Source organism: Pseudomonas marginalis (assembly GCF_900105325.1).
Lineage (GTDB): Bacteria > Pseudomonadota > Gammaproteobacteria > Pseudomonadales > Pseudomonadaceae > Aquipseudomonas > Aquipseudomonas marginalis.
This window is the reverse complement of sequence record NZ_FNSU01000003.1, coordinates 3,579,517-3,596,443: the sequence shown is the minus strand read 5'-3', so window position 1 is coordinate 3,596,443 and position 16,927 is coordinate 3,579,517. Positions and strand designations below refer to the sequence as shown.

15 protein-coding genes are annotated in these 16,927 nt (G+C 61.8%); 4 read left to right on the top strand and 11 right to left on the bottom strand.

Features of this window, described 5'->3' with window-relative positions; all coding sequences use genetic code 11:
- Window positions 1–14 precede the first annotated feature (14 nt).
- Together BLW22_RS25940 and leuS are read right to left on the bottom strand one after the other, a co-directional pair.
- Complete coding sequence (locus BLW22_RS25940; protein WP_027605245.1) at window positions 15–620, bottom strand: LPS-assembly lipoprotein LptE; 606 nt, start codon at window positions 618–620, stop codon at window positions 15–17.
- Window positions 621–708: 88 nt separating this feature from the next.
- Window positions 709–3,315, bottom strand: coding sequence for a leucine--tRNA ligase (leuS, locus tag BLW22_RS25935; RefSeq protein ID WP_065946570.1), 2,607 nt, complete (start codon window positions 3,313–3,315; stop codon window positions 709–711).
- Window positions 3,316–3,576: 261 nt separating this feature from the next.
- Here leuS and BLW22_RS25930 point away from each other — a divergent pair, with 261 nt between their 5' ends.
- Together BLW22_RS25930 and BLW22_RS25925 are read left to right on the top strand one after the other, a co-directional pair.
- Window positions 3,577–3,894, top strand: a complete 318-nt coding sequence (locus tag BLW22_RS25930) for a hypothetical protein (protein WP_065924874.1) — start codon at window positions 3,577–3,579, stop codon at window positions 3,892–3,894.
- A 97-nt stretch (window positions 3,895–3,991) separates the two neighbouring features.
- On the top strand, window positions 3,992–4,753 hold the full coding sequence (locus BLW22_RS25925; protein ID WP_027605248.1) for a YdcF family protein: 762 nt from the start codon (window positions 3,992–3,994) through the stop codon (window positions 4,751–4,753).
- Between the two features lie 73 nt (window positions 4,754–4,826).
- Here the strand turns inward: BLW22_RS25925 and lnt are convergent, their stop codons facing one another.
- From lnt to miaB, 5 genes are all read right to left on the bottom strand, one after another.
- Window positions 4,827–6,350, bottom strand: a complete 1,524-nt coding sequence (gene lnt / locus BLW22_RS25920; protein ID WP_065924976.1) for an apolipoprotein N-acyltransferase — start codon at window positions 6,348–6,350, stop codon at window positions 4,827–4,829.
- An 8-nt stretch (window positions 6,351–6,358) separates the two neighbouring features.
- A complete protein-coding gene (locus BLW22_RS25915) occupies window positions 6,359–7,198 on the bottom strand; it encodes an HlyC/CorC family transporter (RefSeq protein WP_005791724.1) in 840 nt (279 codons plus the stop codon).
- Between the two features lie 42 nt (window positions 7,199–7,240).
- Entirely contained in the window at window positions 7,241–7,699 is a 459-nt protein-coding gene (gene ybeY / locus BLW22_RS25910; RefSeq protein ID WP_027605250.1) for an rRNA maturation RNase YbeY, read from the bottom strand.
- Window positions 7,692–8,696, bottom strand: coding sequence for a PhoH family protein (locus BLW22_RS25905; protein WP_065924977.1), 1,005 nt, complete (start codon window positions 8,694–8,696; stop codon window positions 7,692–7,694). Before BLW22_RS25905 ends, ybeY begins: the two co-directional genes overlap by 8 nt.
- Window positions 8,697–8,910: 214 nt before the next feature.
- The gene (gene miaB / locus BLW22_RS25900) at window positions 8,911–10,239 is read right to left on the bottom strand and encodes a tRNA (N6-isopentenyl adenosine(37)-C2)-methylthiotransferase MiaB (protein WP_065924978.1); all 1,329 of its coding nucleotides are present in this window, start codon (window positions 10,237–10,239) and stop codon (window positions 8,911–8,913) included.
- A 131-nt stretch (window positions 10,240–10,370) separates the two neighbouring features.
- On the opposite strand from miaB, the gene BLW22_RS25895 reads away from it, so the two are divergent.
- Window positions 10,371–10,697: a DUF1820 family protein gene (locus tag BLW22_RS25895; RefSeq protein WP_003215457.1), complete on the top strand. Its 327-nt coding sequence runs from the start codon at window positions 10,371–10,373 to the stop codon at window positions 10,695–10,697.
- Between the two features lie 8 nt (window positions 10,698–10,705).
- On the opposite strand, the gene BLW22_RS25890 is transcribed toward BLW22_RS25895, so the two are convergent.
- From BLW22_RS25890 to BLW22_RS25875, 4 genes are all read right to left on the bottom strand, one after another.
- A complete protein-coding gene (locus tag BLW22_RS25890; RefSeq protein ID WP_065924979.1) occupies window positions 10,706–11,260 on the bottom strand; it encodes a tetratricopeptide repeat protein in 555 nt (184 codons plus the stop codon).
- A gap of 226 nt (window positions 11,261–11,486) precedes the next feature.
- Complete coding sequence (hemL, locus tag BLW22_RS25885; RefSeq protein WP_065924980.1) at window positions 11,487–12,770, bottom strand: glutamate-1-semialdehyde 2,1-aminomutase; 1,284 nt, start codon at window positions 12,768–12,770, stop codon at window positions 11,487–11,489.
- A gap of 11 nt (window positions 12,771–12,781) precedes the next feature.
- Window positions 12,782–13,411: a thiamine phosphate synthase gene (thiE, locus tag BLW22_RS25880; protein ID WP_074847727.1), complete on the bottom strand. Its 630-nt coding sequence runs from the start codon at window positions 13,409–13,411 to the stop codon at window positions 12,782–12,784.
- Window positions 13,412–13,443: 32 nt separating this feature from the next.
- Entirely contained in the window at window positions 13,444–14,241 is a 798-nt protein-coding gene (locus BLW22_RS25875) for a hydroxymethylpyrimidine/phosphomethylpyrimidine kinase (RefSeq protein WP_065924982.1), read from the bottom strand.
- A 275-nt stretch (window positions 14,242–14,516) separates the two neighbouring features.
- Between BLW22_RS25875 and BLW22_RS25870 the strand changes: the two genes are divergently transcribed.
- Entirely contained in the window at window positions 14,517–16,907 is a 2,391-nt protein-coding gene (locus tag BLW22_RS25870) for a hybrid sensor histidine kinase/response regulator (protein ID WP_065924983.1), read from the top strand.
- Window positions 16,908–16,927: the final 20 nt, after the last annotated feature.

Genomic DNA, 16,927 nt, shown 5'->3' with positions numbered 1-16,927 from the left:
GCGCCCCGTCTGGCTTACTCGACAGGGACTTCAACAGGCGATTGTTTCGGCGTGTTGTCTTCGTACTCTTTCGCGGCTTTCAGCGCGTCGGCATCGGCCTTGGCCTTGTCGTCAGCACGTTGCTGCAAGGTTTCGAGCTGTTGTGGGGTGAGCAGCGACAGGCGCAGGACCATGCGTTGCACCAGCTCGCGACGCATCTCCTTGCGCACCTGGATGATTTCGGAGTCCGAACCCACCAGGTTGTTACCATCGTGGCTGACAATCTTCTGCACCTGGATGTTGTCATTCATCAACGGCAGGTGATCGCGGCCCTGGATTTCAAAGCTGAGCACGGTGCTCAGTTCGATATCGGACGCACGTCCGGCGCTGGCGTAGCTCAGGTTGCGCTGGGTTTCTTTCTCGTTAGCCAGGAACAGTTTGTAGGTCGCGCCGGTGTAGACGTGCACGCCGCTGTTTTCCAGGACCTGGCGCAGCTGGGTCACTGTCTCGCTGTAGGCGTCGCGAGCGCTGACGTCCAGTTCCTTGATCGTCAGGTCATTGGTGCCGGTGCCGCGCAGCTGGAAGCCGCAAGCGCTCAGCAGTACGGCAAGGCCCATAACCAGCAGATTGCGTTTGATCATTTTGTTGCTCCCCTTGAAACCATGTGGGCCTTATCGAGGCCTTGAAGGCTTTGTTCGGCGCAGGGCTCGAGCCCCACGCCCGATCCGATTAGCTAGCGACGATATTGACCAGTTTGCCAGGCACCACGATCACTTTGCGGATCGTCAGGCCTTCGGTAAAGCGCAGCACGTTCTCGTTGACCCGTGCGGCCGCTTCGACTTCTTCACGGCTGGCACTGGCGGGCATGTCGATCTGGCCGCGCAGTTTACCGTTGACCTGGATCACCAGTTGCAGCGTGTCCTGTACCAGGGCGCTGTCATCCTGTACCGGCCAGCGCGCATCGATGACCGCGTCGCTATGGCCCAGGCGGCTCCACAGTTCGTGGCTGATGTGCGGTGTAATCGGCGCCAGCAGCAGGGTGACCGTCTCCAGGCCTTCCTGTACCAGTGCGCGATCCTGTGCGGTGGCTTGCGGGGCTTTTTCCAGCACGTTCATCAGCGTCATCACCTGGGCGATGGCGGTGTTGAACTTGTGGTTCTGGCCCACGTCCTGGCTGGCCTGCTTGATGGCCAGGTGGGTGCTGCGACGAATGAGTTTCTGCTCGTCGCTCAACGACGCCACGTCCAGCTTGGCCGGCAGGCCCTGGCTGACATGGGCGTGCGCCAGGCGCCAGACGCGCTTGAGGAAACGGTGCGACCCTTCGACACCGGAGTCGGACCATTCGGCGCTCATGTCAGGCGGCGAGGCGAACATCATGAACAGGCGGCAGGTGTCGGCGCCGAACTGGTCGATCATCGACTGAGGGTCGACGCCGTTGTTCTTCGACTTGGCCATCTTCTCGGTGCCGCCGATTTCCACCGGCAGGCCGTCGGCGATCAGTCTGGCGCTGATGACCTTGGCTTTGCTGTCGCGCTCGAGCTCGACGTCCGCCGGGTTGAACCAGGTGTAGGCGCCATTGGCTTCGCGACGATAGTAGGTCTCGGCGATCACCATGCCCTGGGTCAGCAGGTTCTTGAACGGTTCGTTGGAACTCACCAGGCCTTCGTCGCGCATCAGCTTGTGGAAGAAGCGCGCGTACAGCAGGTGAAGGATGGCGTGTTCGATACCGCCGATGTACTGATCCACCGGCAACCAGTGGTCGGCTGCGGATTTCTCTACCAGGCCGCCCTCGTAGTGCGGCGAGGCGTAGCGGGCGTAGTACCACGAGGACTCGACGAAGGTGTCCATGGTGTCGGTTTCACGCTTGGCCGGCTGGCCGCATTTCGGGCAGCTGCATTCGTAGAACTCGGGCATGCGCGCCAATGGCGAACCGGCACCGTCCGGCACCACGTCTTCCGGCAGGACGACCGGCAACTGGTCTTCCGGAACCGGTACGTCACCGCAGGTCTGGCAGTGGATGATCGGGATCGGGCAGCCCCAGTAGCGCTGGCGGCTGATGCCCCAGTCGCGCAGGCGGAACTGGGTGCGCGAGGCGCCGAGGTTCTTCTTGATCAGTGCGACTTCGATGGCGTCGAAGGCGCCGGCGAAGTCCAGGCCGTCGAACTCACCGGAGTTGATCAGCGTACCGTGCTCGCCATAGGCGTCTTGCCACGGGGCCGGGTTGGTGTCGCCGGAACTGGTGCGCACCACTGACTTGATCGGCAGGTTGTATTGGGTGGCGAATTCGAAATCGCGCTCGTCGTGGGCCGGCACAGCCATTACTGCGCCATCGCCGTAGTGCATCAGCACGTAGTTGGCGACCCATACCGGCAACTTCTCGCCGGTCAGCGGGTGCTCGACGAACAGGCCGGTCGGCAGGCCTTTTTTCTCCTGGGTGGCGACGTCGGCTTCGGCCACGCTGCCGCCTTTGCATTCGGCGATGAACGCCTGCAGCTCAGGATTGTTCTGTGCGGCCTGGGTGGCCAGCGGGTGCTCGGCGGCCACGGCGACGTAGGTCGCGCCCATCAAGGTGTCCGGACGGGTGGTGAAGACTTTGAGTGCGCCAGCTTCGCCGATGGAGTCGACGTTGTAGGGGAACTGCACTTCCATGCCCTTGGACTTGCCGATCCAGTTGCGCTGCATGGTCTTGACCTGTTCAGGCCAGCCCGGCAAATCGTCGAGGCTCGACAACAGTTCATCCGCGTAGGCGGTGATCTTGAAGTAGTACATCGGGATTTCGCGCTTTTCGATCAGCGCGCCGGAGCGCCAGCCGCGACCGTCGATCACCTGTTCGTTGGCGAGGACGGTCTGGTCGACAGGGTCCCAGTTCACGGTGCCGCTTTTTTTGTAGATCACCCCTTTTTCGAACAGGCGGGTGAACAGCCATTGTTCCCAACGGTAGTAATCCGGCTTGCAGGTGGTGACTTCGCGGGACCAGTCCACCGCCAGGCCCAGGCTGCGCAGCTGGGTCTTCATGTAGGCGATGTTTTCGTAGGTCCACTTGGCGGGGGCCACGTTGTTTTTCATCGCGGCGTTTTCCGCCGGCATGCCGAAGGCGTCCCAACCCATGGGTTGCAGGACGTTCTTGCCTTGCATGCGCTGGTAGCGGGAGATGACGTCGCCGATGGTGTAGTTGCGCACATGCCCCATGTGTAGCTTGCCGCTGGGGTAAGGGAACATCGACAGGCAATAGAATGTCTCCTTGCCTGGCTGTTCACTGACTTCAAAGGACTTTTGCTCGTCCCAGAAGGTTTGGGCGGCATTTTCTATTTCACGGGGCTGATATTGTTCGTGCATGGCTACTTTTGAACTGAATAGGGGTGGCCTAATCCTCTTCGGTGCAACGTTCAGGTTGTTCGACACCAAAAAGCGGCGCGTCCGTGCCCAAACCCTGCGGGAAGTGGAGTTACAGGAAGCGCCGTAGCATACATGACCCCACTCTATCGAGGGAAACCCTGATTGCGCGGCGAGGGCCGTCTGTCGCGGCGCCGGGCAGGCGCAGCCATGGGGACTACGCTGTTTATTGGGGAGCAAGTCTTTCTTCAATGAGGTGAGGGGATGGTCGAATCGCAGCGAATCGCAACGAAACCGGAAATCTACGAAGGACTGATCGACCGATTGGGTCGCGCATTGGATGCAGCGAGGACCGCGGGCCGATTGCGTGATGAACGGCCCGTAGAGTTGGAACTGCGCGGTTTGAGCCGTGCGGAGCTGGAACTGATCAAAGCTTACCTGGAACGTAATAAGCGCAGTGCGCCTTCTTGGGTGGCAACCCCGCCAGCCAAAGAGCCTACGCACTCAGCCAAGGTGGTGTGGCTCAAGGACTTGTCGGCCGGTCGTGGCCCGGAAAGGCTCCGGTCCGCCCGCTTCAAGTAGTTCACTCCCCTGAATCACGTCATCGTGCCATGTCACTGTAAAGATTGTCGCTAAACCCCGTTACACCTTAGGCTTCGGGCATCTATGGAGATGCCCGATGCCTATTCGTTATTTCATCAAACAGCTGCTCCTGCCACCCGGCATTCTCTTGCTGCTGCTGGCCCTTGCCTGGTGGTTTCGTCGCAGCCGCCCCCGTTTGGCCGGCTGCTGCTTTGCCCTCGGATTTGGCGGCATGTGGTTGATCAGCCTGCCGGTGGCGGTGGAGTGGGGCGCACGTGCCCTGGAGACCGAGCCACCGTTGGCCCGTGAAGACTGGTCGACCCTGGCCCAGCGCGCCGATGCCATTGTGGTGCTGGGCTCGGGACGCGAGCGCGGCGACCCGGCTTGGGGTTCTGATCAGCCGACCGGCATCGGCCTGGAGCGCCAGCGGTATGCCGCGCGACTGGCCAAGGCCTCAGGGCTGCCGGTGCTGACCACCGGTGGCCTGCATTACGGCACGCCGCCCAGCGAGGCGCAGTTGATGGCGGTATCGATGCAGGATGACTTCGGCGTTGCTGTGCGCTGGAAGGAAGAACGCAGCCGCACCACCTGGGAAAACGCGCAGATGAGTGCCGGGATTCTATTGCCCGAGGGCATCAAGCGTGTGGTGGTCGTGACCCAGGCCTGGCACATGCCGCGTTCGGTGTGGAGTTTTGAAAAGGCCGGCTTCACCGTGGTACCGGCGCCGGTGGGGTTCCTCGGCGTGGACAACGCCCGGCCGCTGGGCGGCTGGATGCCAGAGTTCAAGTCGGTGTGGCAGAGCGGGCAGTTGATCAATGAAGCGGTGGGGCAGCTAGGCTACCGGTTGTTCTATCGATAACCCTGCTGATTAAAATGCAGATCAAAGTGTGGGAGGGGGCTTGCCCCCTCCCACACTTTGTTCGCGTTGGCTCTTAAACGGTTTTGGCCATCCGGCCTGCCAGCAACGCCCAACCAAACAGCACCAGGCACACGATGATCAGCGGCCACGAGCGCCATTGCAGGTACGGCGTCAGGTTGTGCATCGGCACCACTTCGCCGTAGAGGATACCGCGTTCGAACTGCGGTATCTGCACGGTGATCTGCCCAAATGGGTTGATCAACCCGGTCACGCCATTATTGGTGGCGCGGATCATCCAGCGGCCAGCCTCCAACGCACGCATCTGCGCCATTTGCAGGTGCTGCAACGGGCCGATGGAGCGGCCGAACCAGGTGTCATTGCTGATGGTCAGCAGCAGGTCGCTCTGGGCGGAAAGGCCGGCTGCGAACTCCGGGTACACCACTTCGTAGCAAATGAACGGCGCGATCTGATAGCCCTTGGCTTGCAGCATCGGCTGGTCGGCAGGGCCACGGGCGAAGTCCGACATGGGCAGGTCAAAGAAGGCAATCAGGCCGCGCAGCATATCCTGCAACGGCACGTACTCGCCAAACGGCACCAGCTTCTGCTTGAGATAGGTACCGTCACCTTCACCCACCACCGTGATACCGTTGAAGTAGCGCTTCTGGTGATGCACTTCCTGGCGAATCGGCACGCCGGTGATCAGCGCGGTGTGCCGGTCAGCCGCAAACTTACCCATCATTCCCAGGTAGCCCTCGACGGACTCCTTGAGCACCGGCACGGCCGTTTCCGGCCACACCAGCAGGTCGACCGGCTTGGAGCTGAAGCTCATGTCGCGGTACAGCGCGAGCTGCGCATTCAACTGCTCGGGGTCCCACTTCATGCTTTGTTCGACGTTGCCCTGGATCGCGGCGACGGTCAGTGGCGCGCCCGAGGGCGTGGTCCAGGCATGATGCTTGAGTGCCAGGCCGATGGCCCAGGGCGCTACCAGTAACACCAGGCCAGCGCCGATAAACCCATTGCGTTTGCCGGCCAGCAGGCGTGGCAGGTTGCACAGCAGGGCCGCCGTCAGCGCCAGGGCAAAGGAAATCAGCCACATCCCGCCCACTGGCGCCAGGCCGGTGAGGGGGCCGTCGAGCTGGCTGTAACCGGAGTACAACCACGGGAATCCGGTGAGGAACCAGCCGCGAAAGGCCTCCTGGCCGACCCATAACGCGGCAAACGTGAGCGCATCCGCCAACGGCGCTTCATTGCGACGCAGCCAGCGCGCCCATAACCACGCGGGCAGGGCGAAGAACCAGGCAATGGCGGCGGTAAACAACAGCATCAGAAACCCCGCCAGCAGCACCGAAGCGCCGCCGAAGTGGTGGATGCTGTAGTAGATCCAGCTGGTGCCGGCGCCAAACAGGCCGAACCCGAAGCACCAGCCACGGCCCAGGGCCTGGCGCGGCGTCAGCTCCCGCAGCCCGACATAGAACAATCCGACCGCAACCAATGCAAACGGCCACAGGTCGAATGGCGCCAACGCCAGGGTGGTGATGGCGCCGGCCACCACGGCCAGCAGATTACCGGGCCAGCCGGGGCGGGTTAGGCGCTGCATATCAATCCTTAGCGGGCAATAGGTGTCAGGCGAATCAAGTGGATGCGGCGGCTGTCGGCATTCAGGATGCGGAAGCGATAGGCGCCGATCTCGGTGGTTTCGTTACGCTTTGGCAGGTGCCCGAACGCACTCATCACCAGGCCACCGACGGTGTCGAACTCGTCGTCGGAGAATTCGCTGTCGAAGAACTCGTTGAAGTTCTCGATCGGCGTCAGCGCCTTGACCAGGAAGTCACCGCTGGGCAGCGGCTTGATGTAGCTGTCTTCTTCGACGTCGTGCTCATCCTCGATGTCGCCGACGATCTGTTCCAGCACGTCTTCGATGGTCACCAGGCCCGCCACGCCGCCGTATTCGTCGATCACAATGGCCATGTGATTGTGGTTGGCGCGAAATTCGCGCAGCAGCACATTCAGGCGCTTGGATTCGGGCACGAAGGTGGCCGGGCGCAGCAGGTCCTTGATGTTGAAGCTGTCACCGTTCTCCTTGAGGATCAGCGGCAGCAGGTCCTTGGCCAGCAGGACACCCATGACGTCGTCATGGCTTTCGCCGATCACCGGGTAGCGCGAGTGCGCCGAGTCGATCACGGCCGGGAGGAATTCCCGTGGGGTCTGGGTCGCCTTGATGCTGATCATCTGCGAGCGCGGGACCATGATGTCCCGAACCTGCAGGTCAGCCACCTGGATGGCGCCTTCGACGATGGCCAGCGCTTCGCTGTCCAGCAACTTATTCTGGTGGGCCTCGCGCAGCAGCTCCAGCAGCTCCTGGCGGTTTTTCGGCTCGTGGGCAAAAGCCTGGGTCAGTTTACCCAGCCATGACTTTTGCCCGTTGCTCGATCGGTCTTCGCTCATAGCGATTACTCTAAATCCTTTGATGTGACAGTTGAGTGTTGATCAGTTTTCGTCGTCTGCATATGGATCAGGGTGACCCAATTCTGCAAGCAACGTTCGTTCCAGTGCTTCCATTTCCTCGGCTTCTTCATCGTCTATATGGTCGTAACCCAAGAGATGCAAGCAGCCGTGGATGACTAGATGGGCCCAGTGAGCCTCAAGTTCCTTGCCTTGTTCCTTCGCTTCACGCTCGACCACCTCGACGCAGATCACCAGGTCGCCCAGCAGGGGGATATCCAGCAACTCATCGGGTACATCGGCGGGAAACGACAGCACGTTGGTCGCGTAGTCCTTCTGGCGCCAGGTGTGGTTCAGCTCGCGGCCCTCGGGCTCGTCCACCAGGCGGATGGTCAGTTCCGAGTCGGCGCTGCGCTGGCGCAGGGCCAGGGCGCACCATTGACGGAACTGTTCTTCGCTGGGGGCGGGCGCTTCGGTGGCCAGCTGCAGGTCAAGCTCAAGCATCGCGGCGAACGTCCTTGGCCGGTGTGTCATCGCGGTGGTCGAAGCGCTCGTAGGCTTCGACAATGCGCTGCACCAGCGGGTGGCGGACCACGTCCTTGGGCATGAAGTGCGTGAAGCTGATACCCGGCACATCCTTGAGCACCTCGATCACCTGGGCCAGGCCGGACTTGGTGCCTTTGGGCAGGTCGACCTGGGTGACGTCACCGGTGATCACGGCGGTGGAGCCGAAACCGATCCGGGTGAGGAACATCTTCATCTGCTCGACGGTGGTGTTCTGGCTTTCGTCGAGGATGATGAAGCTGTTGTTCAAGGTGCGGCCGCGCATGTAGGCCAGCGGGGCGATCTCGATCACCTGGCGCTCGATCAGCTTGGCCACGTATTCAAAGCCGAGCATCTCGTACAGTGCGTCGTAGAGCGGGCGCAGGTACGGGTCGATCTTCTGGGCCAGGTCGCCGGGCAGGAAGCCGAGTTTTTCACCGGCCTCGACCGCTGGGCGCACCAGCAGGATACGGCGTACTTGCTCACGCTCGAGGGCGTCGACCGCACAGGCCACGGCCAGGTAGGTCTTGCCGGTACCGGCCGGGCCGATGCCGAAGTTGATGTCGTTGCCGAGGATTTCCTTGACGTAGCGCTGCTGATTCAAGCCGCGGGGGCGAATCATGCCTTTTTTGGTGCGCAGGGCCACGCTGGCTTCGGCCACCGGGTTGTTGGCCAGGTCTTCCACGGCAGATTCCTGCAGGTACAGGTGCACCGTTTCCGGCGACAGCTCGCTACCCTTGGTTTCACGGTAGAGACGGCGCAGCAGGTTTTCTGCAGACGTGGTGTGTTGGGGTTCACCAATGAGCTCGAACTGATTGCCGCGATTGCGGATCTCGATGCTCAGGCGTTGTTCGATCAGGCGCAGGTGCTCGTCGAACTGTCCGCACAGGTTGGCGAAACGGCGAGCCTCAAAGGGCTCGAGGAGAAAACGATGGGGTTCTGCTATGGGTGCGTTCAAGGTTGCTTTTAGCCGCCCTTTGGCTGTTTAAGTGAAAGAGAGGATAACGCCAGCACGCCGGGTGCGAAAGCACTTAAACGGAGCATATTGGCTGACGGCGATTCTGTAGGAGAGAGCTTGCTCGCGAAAAACGTCAACGGTAACGCGTGCAGCCTGAATATACGCGGTGCCCTCAGGTTTTTCGCGAGCAAGCTCGCTCCTACAGAAACTTGGTTTATTGCACCAGCGACCCGCGCAGCGAGTGCGGTTGCGCCGCATCGATGTGCACGTCGGCAAACTGACCGATCAATGTCGGATTATCGCAACGGAAGTTGACGATCCGGTTGTTCTCGGTGCGGCCCTGCAATTCGCCAGGGTCTTTTTTCGAGTAGTCGGTGACCAGGATGCGCTGGATGGAGCCGACCATTTGTCGGCTGATCTCGAAACCCTGCTGGTTAAGGCGATGTTGCAGCGCGTTCAAGCGCTCTTTTTTCAGCGCTTCCGGCGTTTCATCCAACAGGTCCGCCGCCGGGGTGCCGGGGCGCTGGCTGTAGACGAACGAGTAGGAGAAGTCGAAACCGACGTCTTCGATCAGCTTCATGGTCTGCTGGAAGTCTTTCTCGGTTTCGCCGGGGAAGCCGACGATAAAGTCCGAGCTGATGCAGATGCCTGGCACCGCCGCGCGCAATTTACGCAGTTTGGATTTGTATTCCAGGGCGGTGTGGTTGCGTTTCATCGCCGAGAGGATGCGGTCCGAGCCCGATTGCACCGGCAAATGCAGGTGCTTGACCAGTTCCGGCACGTCGGCATGGGCCTGGATCAGGCTATCGGAGAACTCCAGCGGGTGCGAGGTGGTGTAGCGAATGCGTTCGATGCCATCCACCGCAGCGACCACGCGGATCAACTCCGCCAGGTCAGCCAGGCGCCCGTCGTGGGTCAGGCCGCGATAGCCGTTGACGTTCTGGCCCAGCAGGGTCACTTCGCGCACGCCGTTTTCGGCCAGATGGATGATTTCTGCGAGCACGTCGTCAAACGGCCGGCTGACCTCTTCACCACGGGTGTAGGGCACCACACAGAAGGTGCAGTACTTGCTGCAGCCTTCCATCACCGACACGTAGGCGCTCGGCCCGTCGATACGCGGCTCGGGCAAGTGGTCGAATTTTTCGATTTCCGGGAACGAGACGTCGACCTGGGGCAGCTTGGTGACGCGTGCGGCGTCGATCATTTCCGGCAGGCGGTGCAGGGTCTGTGGGCCGAAGACCACGTCGACATACGGCGCACGGTCGCGGATCGCGGCGCCTTCCTGGCTGGCCACGCAACCGCCGACGGCGATCACCATGTCCGGGTTGGCCAGTTTCAATTCGCGCCAGCGGCCCAGCTGCGAGTACACACGGTCCTGGGCCCGCTCGCGGATCGAGCAGGTATTGAGCAGGATCACGTCGGCATCTTCGGCGCGGGCGGTGACTTCCAGGGCCTGGTGTTCACCCAGCAGGTCGACCATGCGCGAGCTGTCGTACTCGTTCATCTGGCAACCGTGGGTTTCGATATAAAGCTTCTTGGCCATGGGAATCGTCAACTGGTTGTAAAGAACCGCGCATTATAGGGGTCATGCCCATCGGTTCCTAGCACTGTGCATCGGGTGCCATGCTATAGTTCGCGCCCTCTTTTATATCCCCCATGTGTTCCTCACCCACCATGACCAAACGTGAAGCTCCAATCTATAAGGTGATTTTCCTCAACCAGGGCCAGGTGTTCGAAATGTACGCCAAGCAGATCTATCAAAGTGATCTGTGGGGTTTCCTGGAAGTGGAAGAGTTCGTCTTTGGCGAGCGCACACAGCTGGTCGTCGACCCGGGCGAGGAAAAGCTCAAGGCCCAGTTCGAAGGCGTGGTGCGCAGTTTTGTGCCGATGCATTCGATCGTGCGCATCGACGAAGTCGAGCGCCTGGGCACGCCGAAGATCAGCGAAGCCCGGGGCATGAGCAATGTCATGCCGTTTCCGATGCCGATGCCTGAGAAATAGGCTGGGTGTCAGGGCAGGGGTGAGAAGGGCGAGCGCCCATCGGCACTCTGCAGTTCCAGCAGGTAGTTGCGGAAAATCTGCCCCAGTACTTGGGTGGCCACTTCCAATTCATCGCGTTGCATGTGCTCGGCGACTTCGTCGGCGGTGTCCAGCGCGTCTTCGGCGCCGTTGACCGCGGCCATTTTCAGCACGATATAGGCCTGGACGTTATTGGCCGGCACGCCTTCGCCTTTGAAGAACATGGTGCCGAGCTGGAACTGCGCCTGCGCGTGGCCCTGCAGCGAGGCTTTCTCGAAGTAGCTCAAGGCTTTGTTGAGGTCACGGGCGGGGTTTTTGCTGTCGTGGTAGTACTCGCCCAACTCGTATTGCGCCTGCGCATCCCCACCGTCGGCCTGTTTCTGACACGCGCTCAGGGCTTCGGCCTGGCTGTCTGGCTGGGTATTGAGGGTGCAACGACCCATCGCTGGGATTAACAACGAGTTGCCGCCTGCCTGGGCATGTGCCAGCAGCGGCTGAAGGAGCAACAGGCAGCCCAGTACCAGGGTGCGGCCGGTGCGTTTCATGGGAATCGACTTACCTCTGACGGGGCGCGCGGACCCTCTCGGGATCCAATAAGCGCGCATTATGAAATAAGCAGGCCTCTGCTTACAAAGTCTTTACTCGTTTTTCTGCTGCTTGGGCAAGTTATCTGCCGGATTGCAGGTAAATTCTCGGAAAAATAAGGAAATCCCTGTAGGCAAAGTAGCAAATCTGACGCCGCCCACAGCGACGTCAGGTTTTTGCTCCGGCTTATTTCAGTGCGGCGAAGGCGCGTTCGGCGGCATCCAGTGTCAGTTTCAGCTCGGCATCGCCATGGGCGATCGAGGTGAAGCCGGCTTCGAAGGCACTCGGTGCCAGGTACACGCCGCCCTCCAGCATCAGGTGGAAGAAGCGCTTGAATAGGTCGGCATCGCTGCCCATCACATCATCAAAGGTGACGATGTCATCGGCACCACTGAAGTACAGGCCAAACATGCCGCCCGCTTGCGTGGTCACGAACGGGATACCGGCGGCGTCGGCGCGCTGTTGCAGGCCGTCCAGCAGGCGGGTGGTGTAGTCGGTCAGCTCGGCGTGGAAGCCCGGGCGGCTGATCAGGCGCAGGGTGGTCAGGCCGGCCGCCATGGCCAGCGGGTTACCCGAGAGTGTGCCGGCCTGGTACACGGGGCCCAGCGGCGCGATGTGCTGCATGATCTCGCGCTTGCCGCCGAAGCAGCCCACGGGCATGCCGCCACCGATGATCTTGCCGAACGTGCTCAGGTCCGGCGTGACGCCGTAGTGCGCCTGGGCACCGCCGAGGGCAACGCGGAAGCCGGTCATCACTTCGTCGAAAATCAGCACCACGCCGTGCTTGTCGCACTGTTCGCGCAGGCCTTGCAGAAAGCCCGGGGCGGGCGGCACGCAGTTCATGTTGCCGGCCACTGGCTCGACGATGATGCACGCTACGTCCTGGCCGACTTCGCTGAGCATCTGCTCGACGGCGCCGATGTCGTTGAACGGCAGGGTCAGGGTGTGTTTGGCGAACGCTGCCGGTACGCCGGCCGAGCTGGGTACGCCTTGGGTCAGCGCGCCGGAACCGGCTTTGACCAGCAGGCTATCGGAATGGCCGTGGTAGCAGCCTTCGAACTTGATGATGCTGTCGCGGCCGGTGAAACCACGGGCCAGGCGAATCGCACTCATGGTGGCTTCGGTGCCGGAGCTGACCATGCGCACCATCTCCATCGACGGCACGATGCTGCAGACCAGATCGGCCATCTCGGTTTCCATGGCGGTCGGTGCGCCGTAGGACAGGCCGTGTTCCAGTTGCCTGCGCACTGCGTCCAGCACGTCGGGGTGGCTGTGGCCGAGGATCATCGGGCCCCAGGAGCCGACGTAATCCACGTAGCGCTTGTCATCTTCGTCGGTGACGTAGGCGCCTTCGGCATGCTTGAAGAACAACGGCGTGCCGCCCACGCTTTTGAACGCACGCACGGGGGAGTTCACACCGCCGGGGATGTGTTTCTGGGCATCGGCAAACAGGGTTTCGGAACGAGACATGATCGGGCTCTCTAAACTGAAATTTTAAGAAGGTCGTTGAAGGCGCGGGCGCGGCGCGTGACTTCCTGGGTACTGTCGGCACCGAACAGGCCGTGGACCACGGCCAGCAGGTCGGCACCATGGGCCACCAGCGGTCCGGCGTTTTCCAGGGTGATGCCGCCGATCACGCAGATCGGCACATGCAGGCGCTTGCGGGCCTCGGCGAGCATTTCAACGGTGGCGGCCGGAGCGCCCGGCTTGGTGTTGGAATTGAAGAAGCGGCCGAAGGCGACATAGCTGGCGCCTTCTTTTGCCGCCTGTTCGGCCAGTTCGATCTGGCCGTGGCAGGTGGCGCCGATGATCGCCTTGGAACCGAGCAACGCACGGGCCGGCGTCAGTGGGCCATCGGTCTGGCCCAGGTGCACGCCGACGCCCAGGCGCGCGGCCAGGTCGAAGTCATCATTGATAGTAAGCTGGGTCTTGTAGCGCGAGCACAGCTCCCGCAGTTTTTCCGCTTCGCGCAGGCGCCGGGCTTCGTCGCTGCTTTTGTCGCGGTACTGCAGCAGGGTCACGCCACCGTCCAATGCCGCTTCGACATAGGCGAGGAACTTGCCGGCCAACAGTTGGCTGTCGGTAATGGCGTAAAGGCCACGTAGTTTCATCGGGCAGGCCTCTTGCTGTTAAGAGCAGATAGTTACGAGCAGAAATCCAGCGGCAGCCGGCGCGGTACGAACTGGCCCTGGCCGAGTTGTTCGGCGTCACGCAGGGTGCGCCAAGTGTAGTTAAGTGCCGACTGCACCGCACTCACCAGCCCTTCGCCTTGGGCGATCCGTCCGGCCAGGGCGCTGGCCAGGGTGCAGCCCGAACCGTGATAGCTGCCGGGCAGGCGCTGGCAGGTAAAGGTCTGGCGCGTGCCATCACGGCTGTAGAGGCGGTTGTGCACTTCGTGCTCATCGCCATGGCCGCCGGTGATCAACAGGTGCTTGATGAACGGCAACAGCTTCTCGGCGCATTCGTCGGCGGTGCCCTCGGGCAGTTCGGCGAGGATACGGGCTTCAGGCAGGTTCGGCGTGGCGATCAGCGACAGCGGCAGCAGCCGCTCGCGCATGGCATAGCCGACTTCGTCCTTGCCCAGGCTGCCGCCGCCGCCGGCGCGCAGCACCGGGTCGCACACGACCGGCAGGTGCGGGTGCGCCTGCAGCAGTTCGACCACGGTGTCGACCATTGCGGTGGAGCCGAGCATGCCCAGCTTGACCGCCGCCACGTCGGAGTCACCGAGTACGGCATTGGCCTGGGCCAGTACCCACTCACGGTCCAGTACACGGAAATCGCTGACATTGACGGTGTTCTGCACGGTCAGGGCAGTGACGGCCGGGGCCGCATGGCAGCCTTGGGCGAGCAGGGCTTCGATATCTGCCTGCAAGCCGGCGCCACCACTGGGATCATGGCCGGAGAGACAGAGGACAACGGGGCGAGAGCTGTAGATATTCATGGTGCGCGAGCTTACCACCAAACGCTTTTGGCGGGGCCTTCGGGCGATGGTTGAATGTTGTCGCGAAAACGCCGCTTTTTTTGGTGTTTTCTCGTCGATGAAACGCGCTGAAAGCCTTGTTCTAGAGCCTTTCAAAAAATCATTTCAATGGTGTCCAATGGCCTTTAGCGGCTATGCTAAAGTGGATTCAAACAACTTAACTGTACCGCCGGTGTACGTCTTCTCAAAAGGAATGGGGGCTTTTGACATAACCGGACAGGCCACGCTGGGGCTCTATGCGCTATTTGCTGATCTTATTGTTGTGCGGGCTGCCGATGCTCGCCAGCGCCATCGAGTTCAACCAGGACACCCGAAGCCTGCCGCTGGGCCGAGCCATGCAAGTGCTCGAAGACCCGACCGATGCCCTCACCATCGCCGAAGTAAGCTCCCCCGCCTACGCTGCTCAATTCAAGCACCATGACAACGCCACCCTCAACGCCGGCTATTCGCGCTCAGTGTTCTGGCTCAAGGTCGACCTGCATTACGTGGCCAAGGACCCCCGTGCCCCCCGTACCTGGTTTCTGGAGTTGGCTTACCCGCCGCTGAATCATCTGGACCTGTACCAGAACGATGGCACCGGTAACTATCGGCTGGCCAGCCGCACCGGCAGTGCGCTGCCTTTTTCCAGTCGTGAAGTCAGCCAGAGCAACTACCTGTTCAAGCTCAATTTCGTGCCCGACCAGCAGCAAACGCTCTACCTGCGCCTGCAAAGCGAGGGCTCGATCCAGGCGCCGTTGACGCTCTGGGCCGGCACCGCTTACCTGGAGCAACAACCGCTGCGCCTGTCTGTGCTGGGGGTGATCTATGGCGTCCTGCTGGGGATGCTGGTCTACAACCTGTTCATCTACCTGAGCGTGCGCGACACCAGCTACCTGTATTACATCCTCTATATCGCCTCGTTTGGCCTGTACCAACTGTCGGTCAATGGCGTGGCCGTGCAGTACTTCTGGCCGAACAACCCGTGGTGGGCGAATGCGGCGGTGCCGTTGCTGATCGGTTCGGCGGCGCTGTTCGGCAGCCTGTTCGCCCGCAGCTTCCTGCATACCGCGCAGCACAGCCGCTGGCTCAACCGGCTCTTGCTGGCACTGGCGGTATGCGGCGGCGTAGTGATGGCGCTGGCGCTGCTGACCAGCTACGCCCTGGCCTTGCGCCTGGCGACCGGCCTGGCGCTGGTATTCACCGTGACCATCTTCGTCGCCGCCATCAAGGCCTGGTACTGCGGCCAGCGGGTGGCGCGGTATTTCATCATCGCGTGGTCGGCGTTCCTGCTGGGCGGGGTGGTGAACACGCTGATGGTACTGGGCTACCTGCCCAATGTGTTCCTCACCATGTACGCCAGCCAGATCGGCTCGGCGATTGAAGTGGCGCTGCTATCCCTGGCCCTCGCCGACCGTATCAATGCCATGCGTGAGCAGCAGGCGCAGATCCTGTTCGATGCCAGCCAGAAGCTCGAAGTGCTCAACCAGCAACTGGCCCGCAGCAACCGTCTCAAGGATGAATTCCTCGCGACGCTGACCCACGAACTGCGCACGCCCATGAACGGTGTGATCGGCTCCCTTGAGCTGATGCAAACGGTGTCGCTGGACGACGACCTGGCGCAGTACCAGCAAACGGCCGCCGGTTCGGCACGGGACATGATGCGCATGGTCAACGGCATCCTCACCCTCACCGAATTGCAGGCCGGGCGCCTGAGTGCCCAGCCTCGGGTGTTCAGCCTGCGCGGCGTGCTCGACACCTTGCGCCAGCAATTTACCACCAGTGCCCAAGGCAAAGGCCTGGCATTTTCCATCGATGTGGCCGATGAGCTGCCGGACCGTGTGGTGGGTGACGCCGACAAACTGCTCCAGTGCCTGGATTGCCTGTTGGACAATGCGTTCAAGTTCACCCGCGAAGGCTCCGTGCGCCTGCGGGTGGTGGGTGTACCTCACAGTGATGGCGGCGTGCGCCTGAGCTTCATTGTGACCGACACCGGTATCGGCTTCGCCTTCCTTGACGAGGCGACCTTGTACCAGCGCTTTTTCCAACTCGATGGCTCCATGACCCGCGAATATGGCGGCCTGGGCATCGGCCTGGCCATCTGCCGGCAATTGATCGAGCTGTTGGGCGGGCGCCTTACCCATCATTCCGAGCCGCACAAGGGCAGCCGCTTCCAGCTGGACGTGAACGTCAGCCCGGTGCCGCCCGAGGCAAAACCGGCGCCCGGCCGGCAACGCGCGCCCCAGGATTGCGCGGTATTGCTGGTGGATGACAACAGCGTCGGCCAGTTGGTGGTGCGCGGCATGTTGCTCAAGCTGGGTTACCGGGTGAAAACCGTGGACAGCGGCCCGGCGGCGTTGGCGGCCTTGCAGGGGCAAAGCTTTGACGCGGTCTTGCTGGATGTGCCCGAAGGCGGCTTCTCGTTGTGTTGTCAGATTCGTGCACTGCCGGGCTGCGGTGAATTGCCCGTGATCGCCTTGAGTACGTCGCTGAATACGTCCGAGCGCGAGCGCGGTCATGGCATCGGCATCACCGACCGCCTGGCCAAGCCGGTGCGCTTCGAGGCGCTGCAGGCGGTACTGGAGCGCCACTTGTTGAGCGCGCTCGAGGGCGAAAGCGCCGGGCATTCGGCGGGTATGCCACTTTTTTAACCCGGATGACGGTGCTTAAC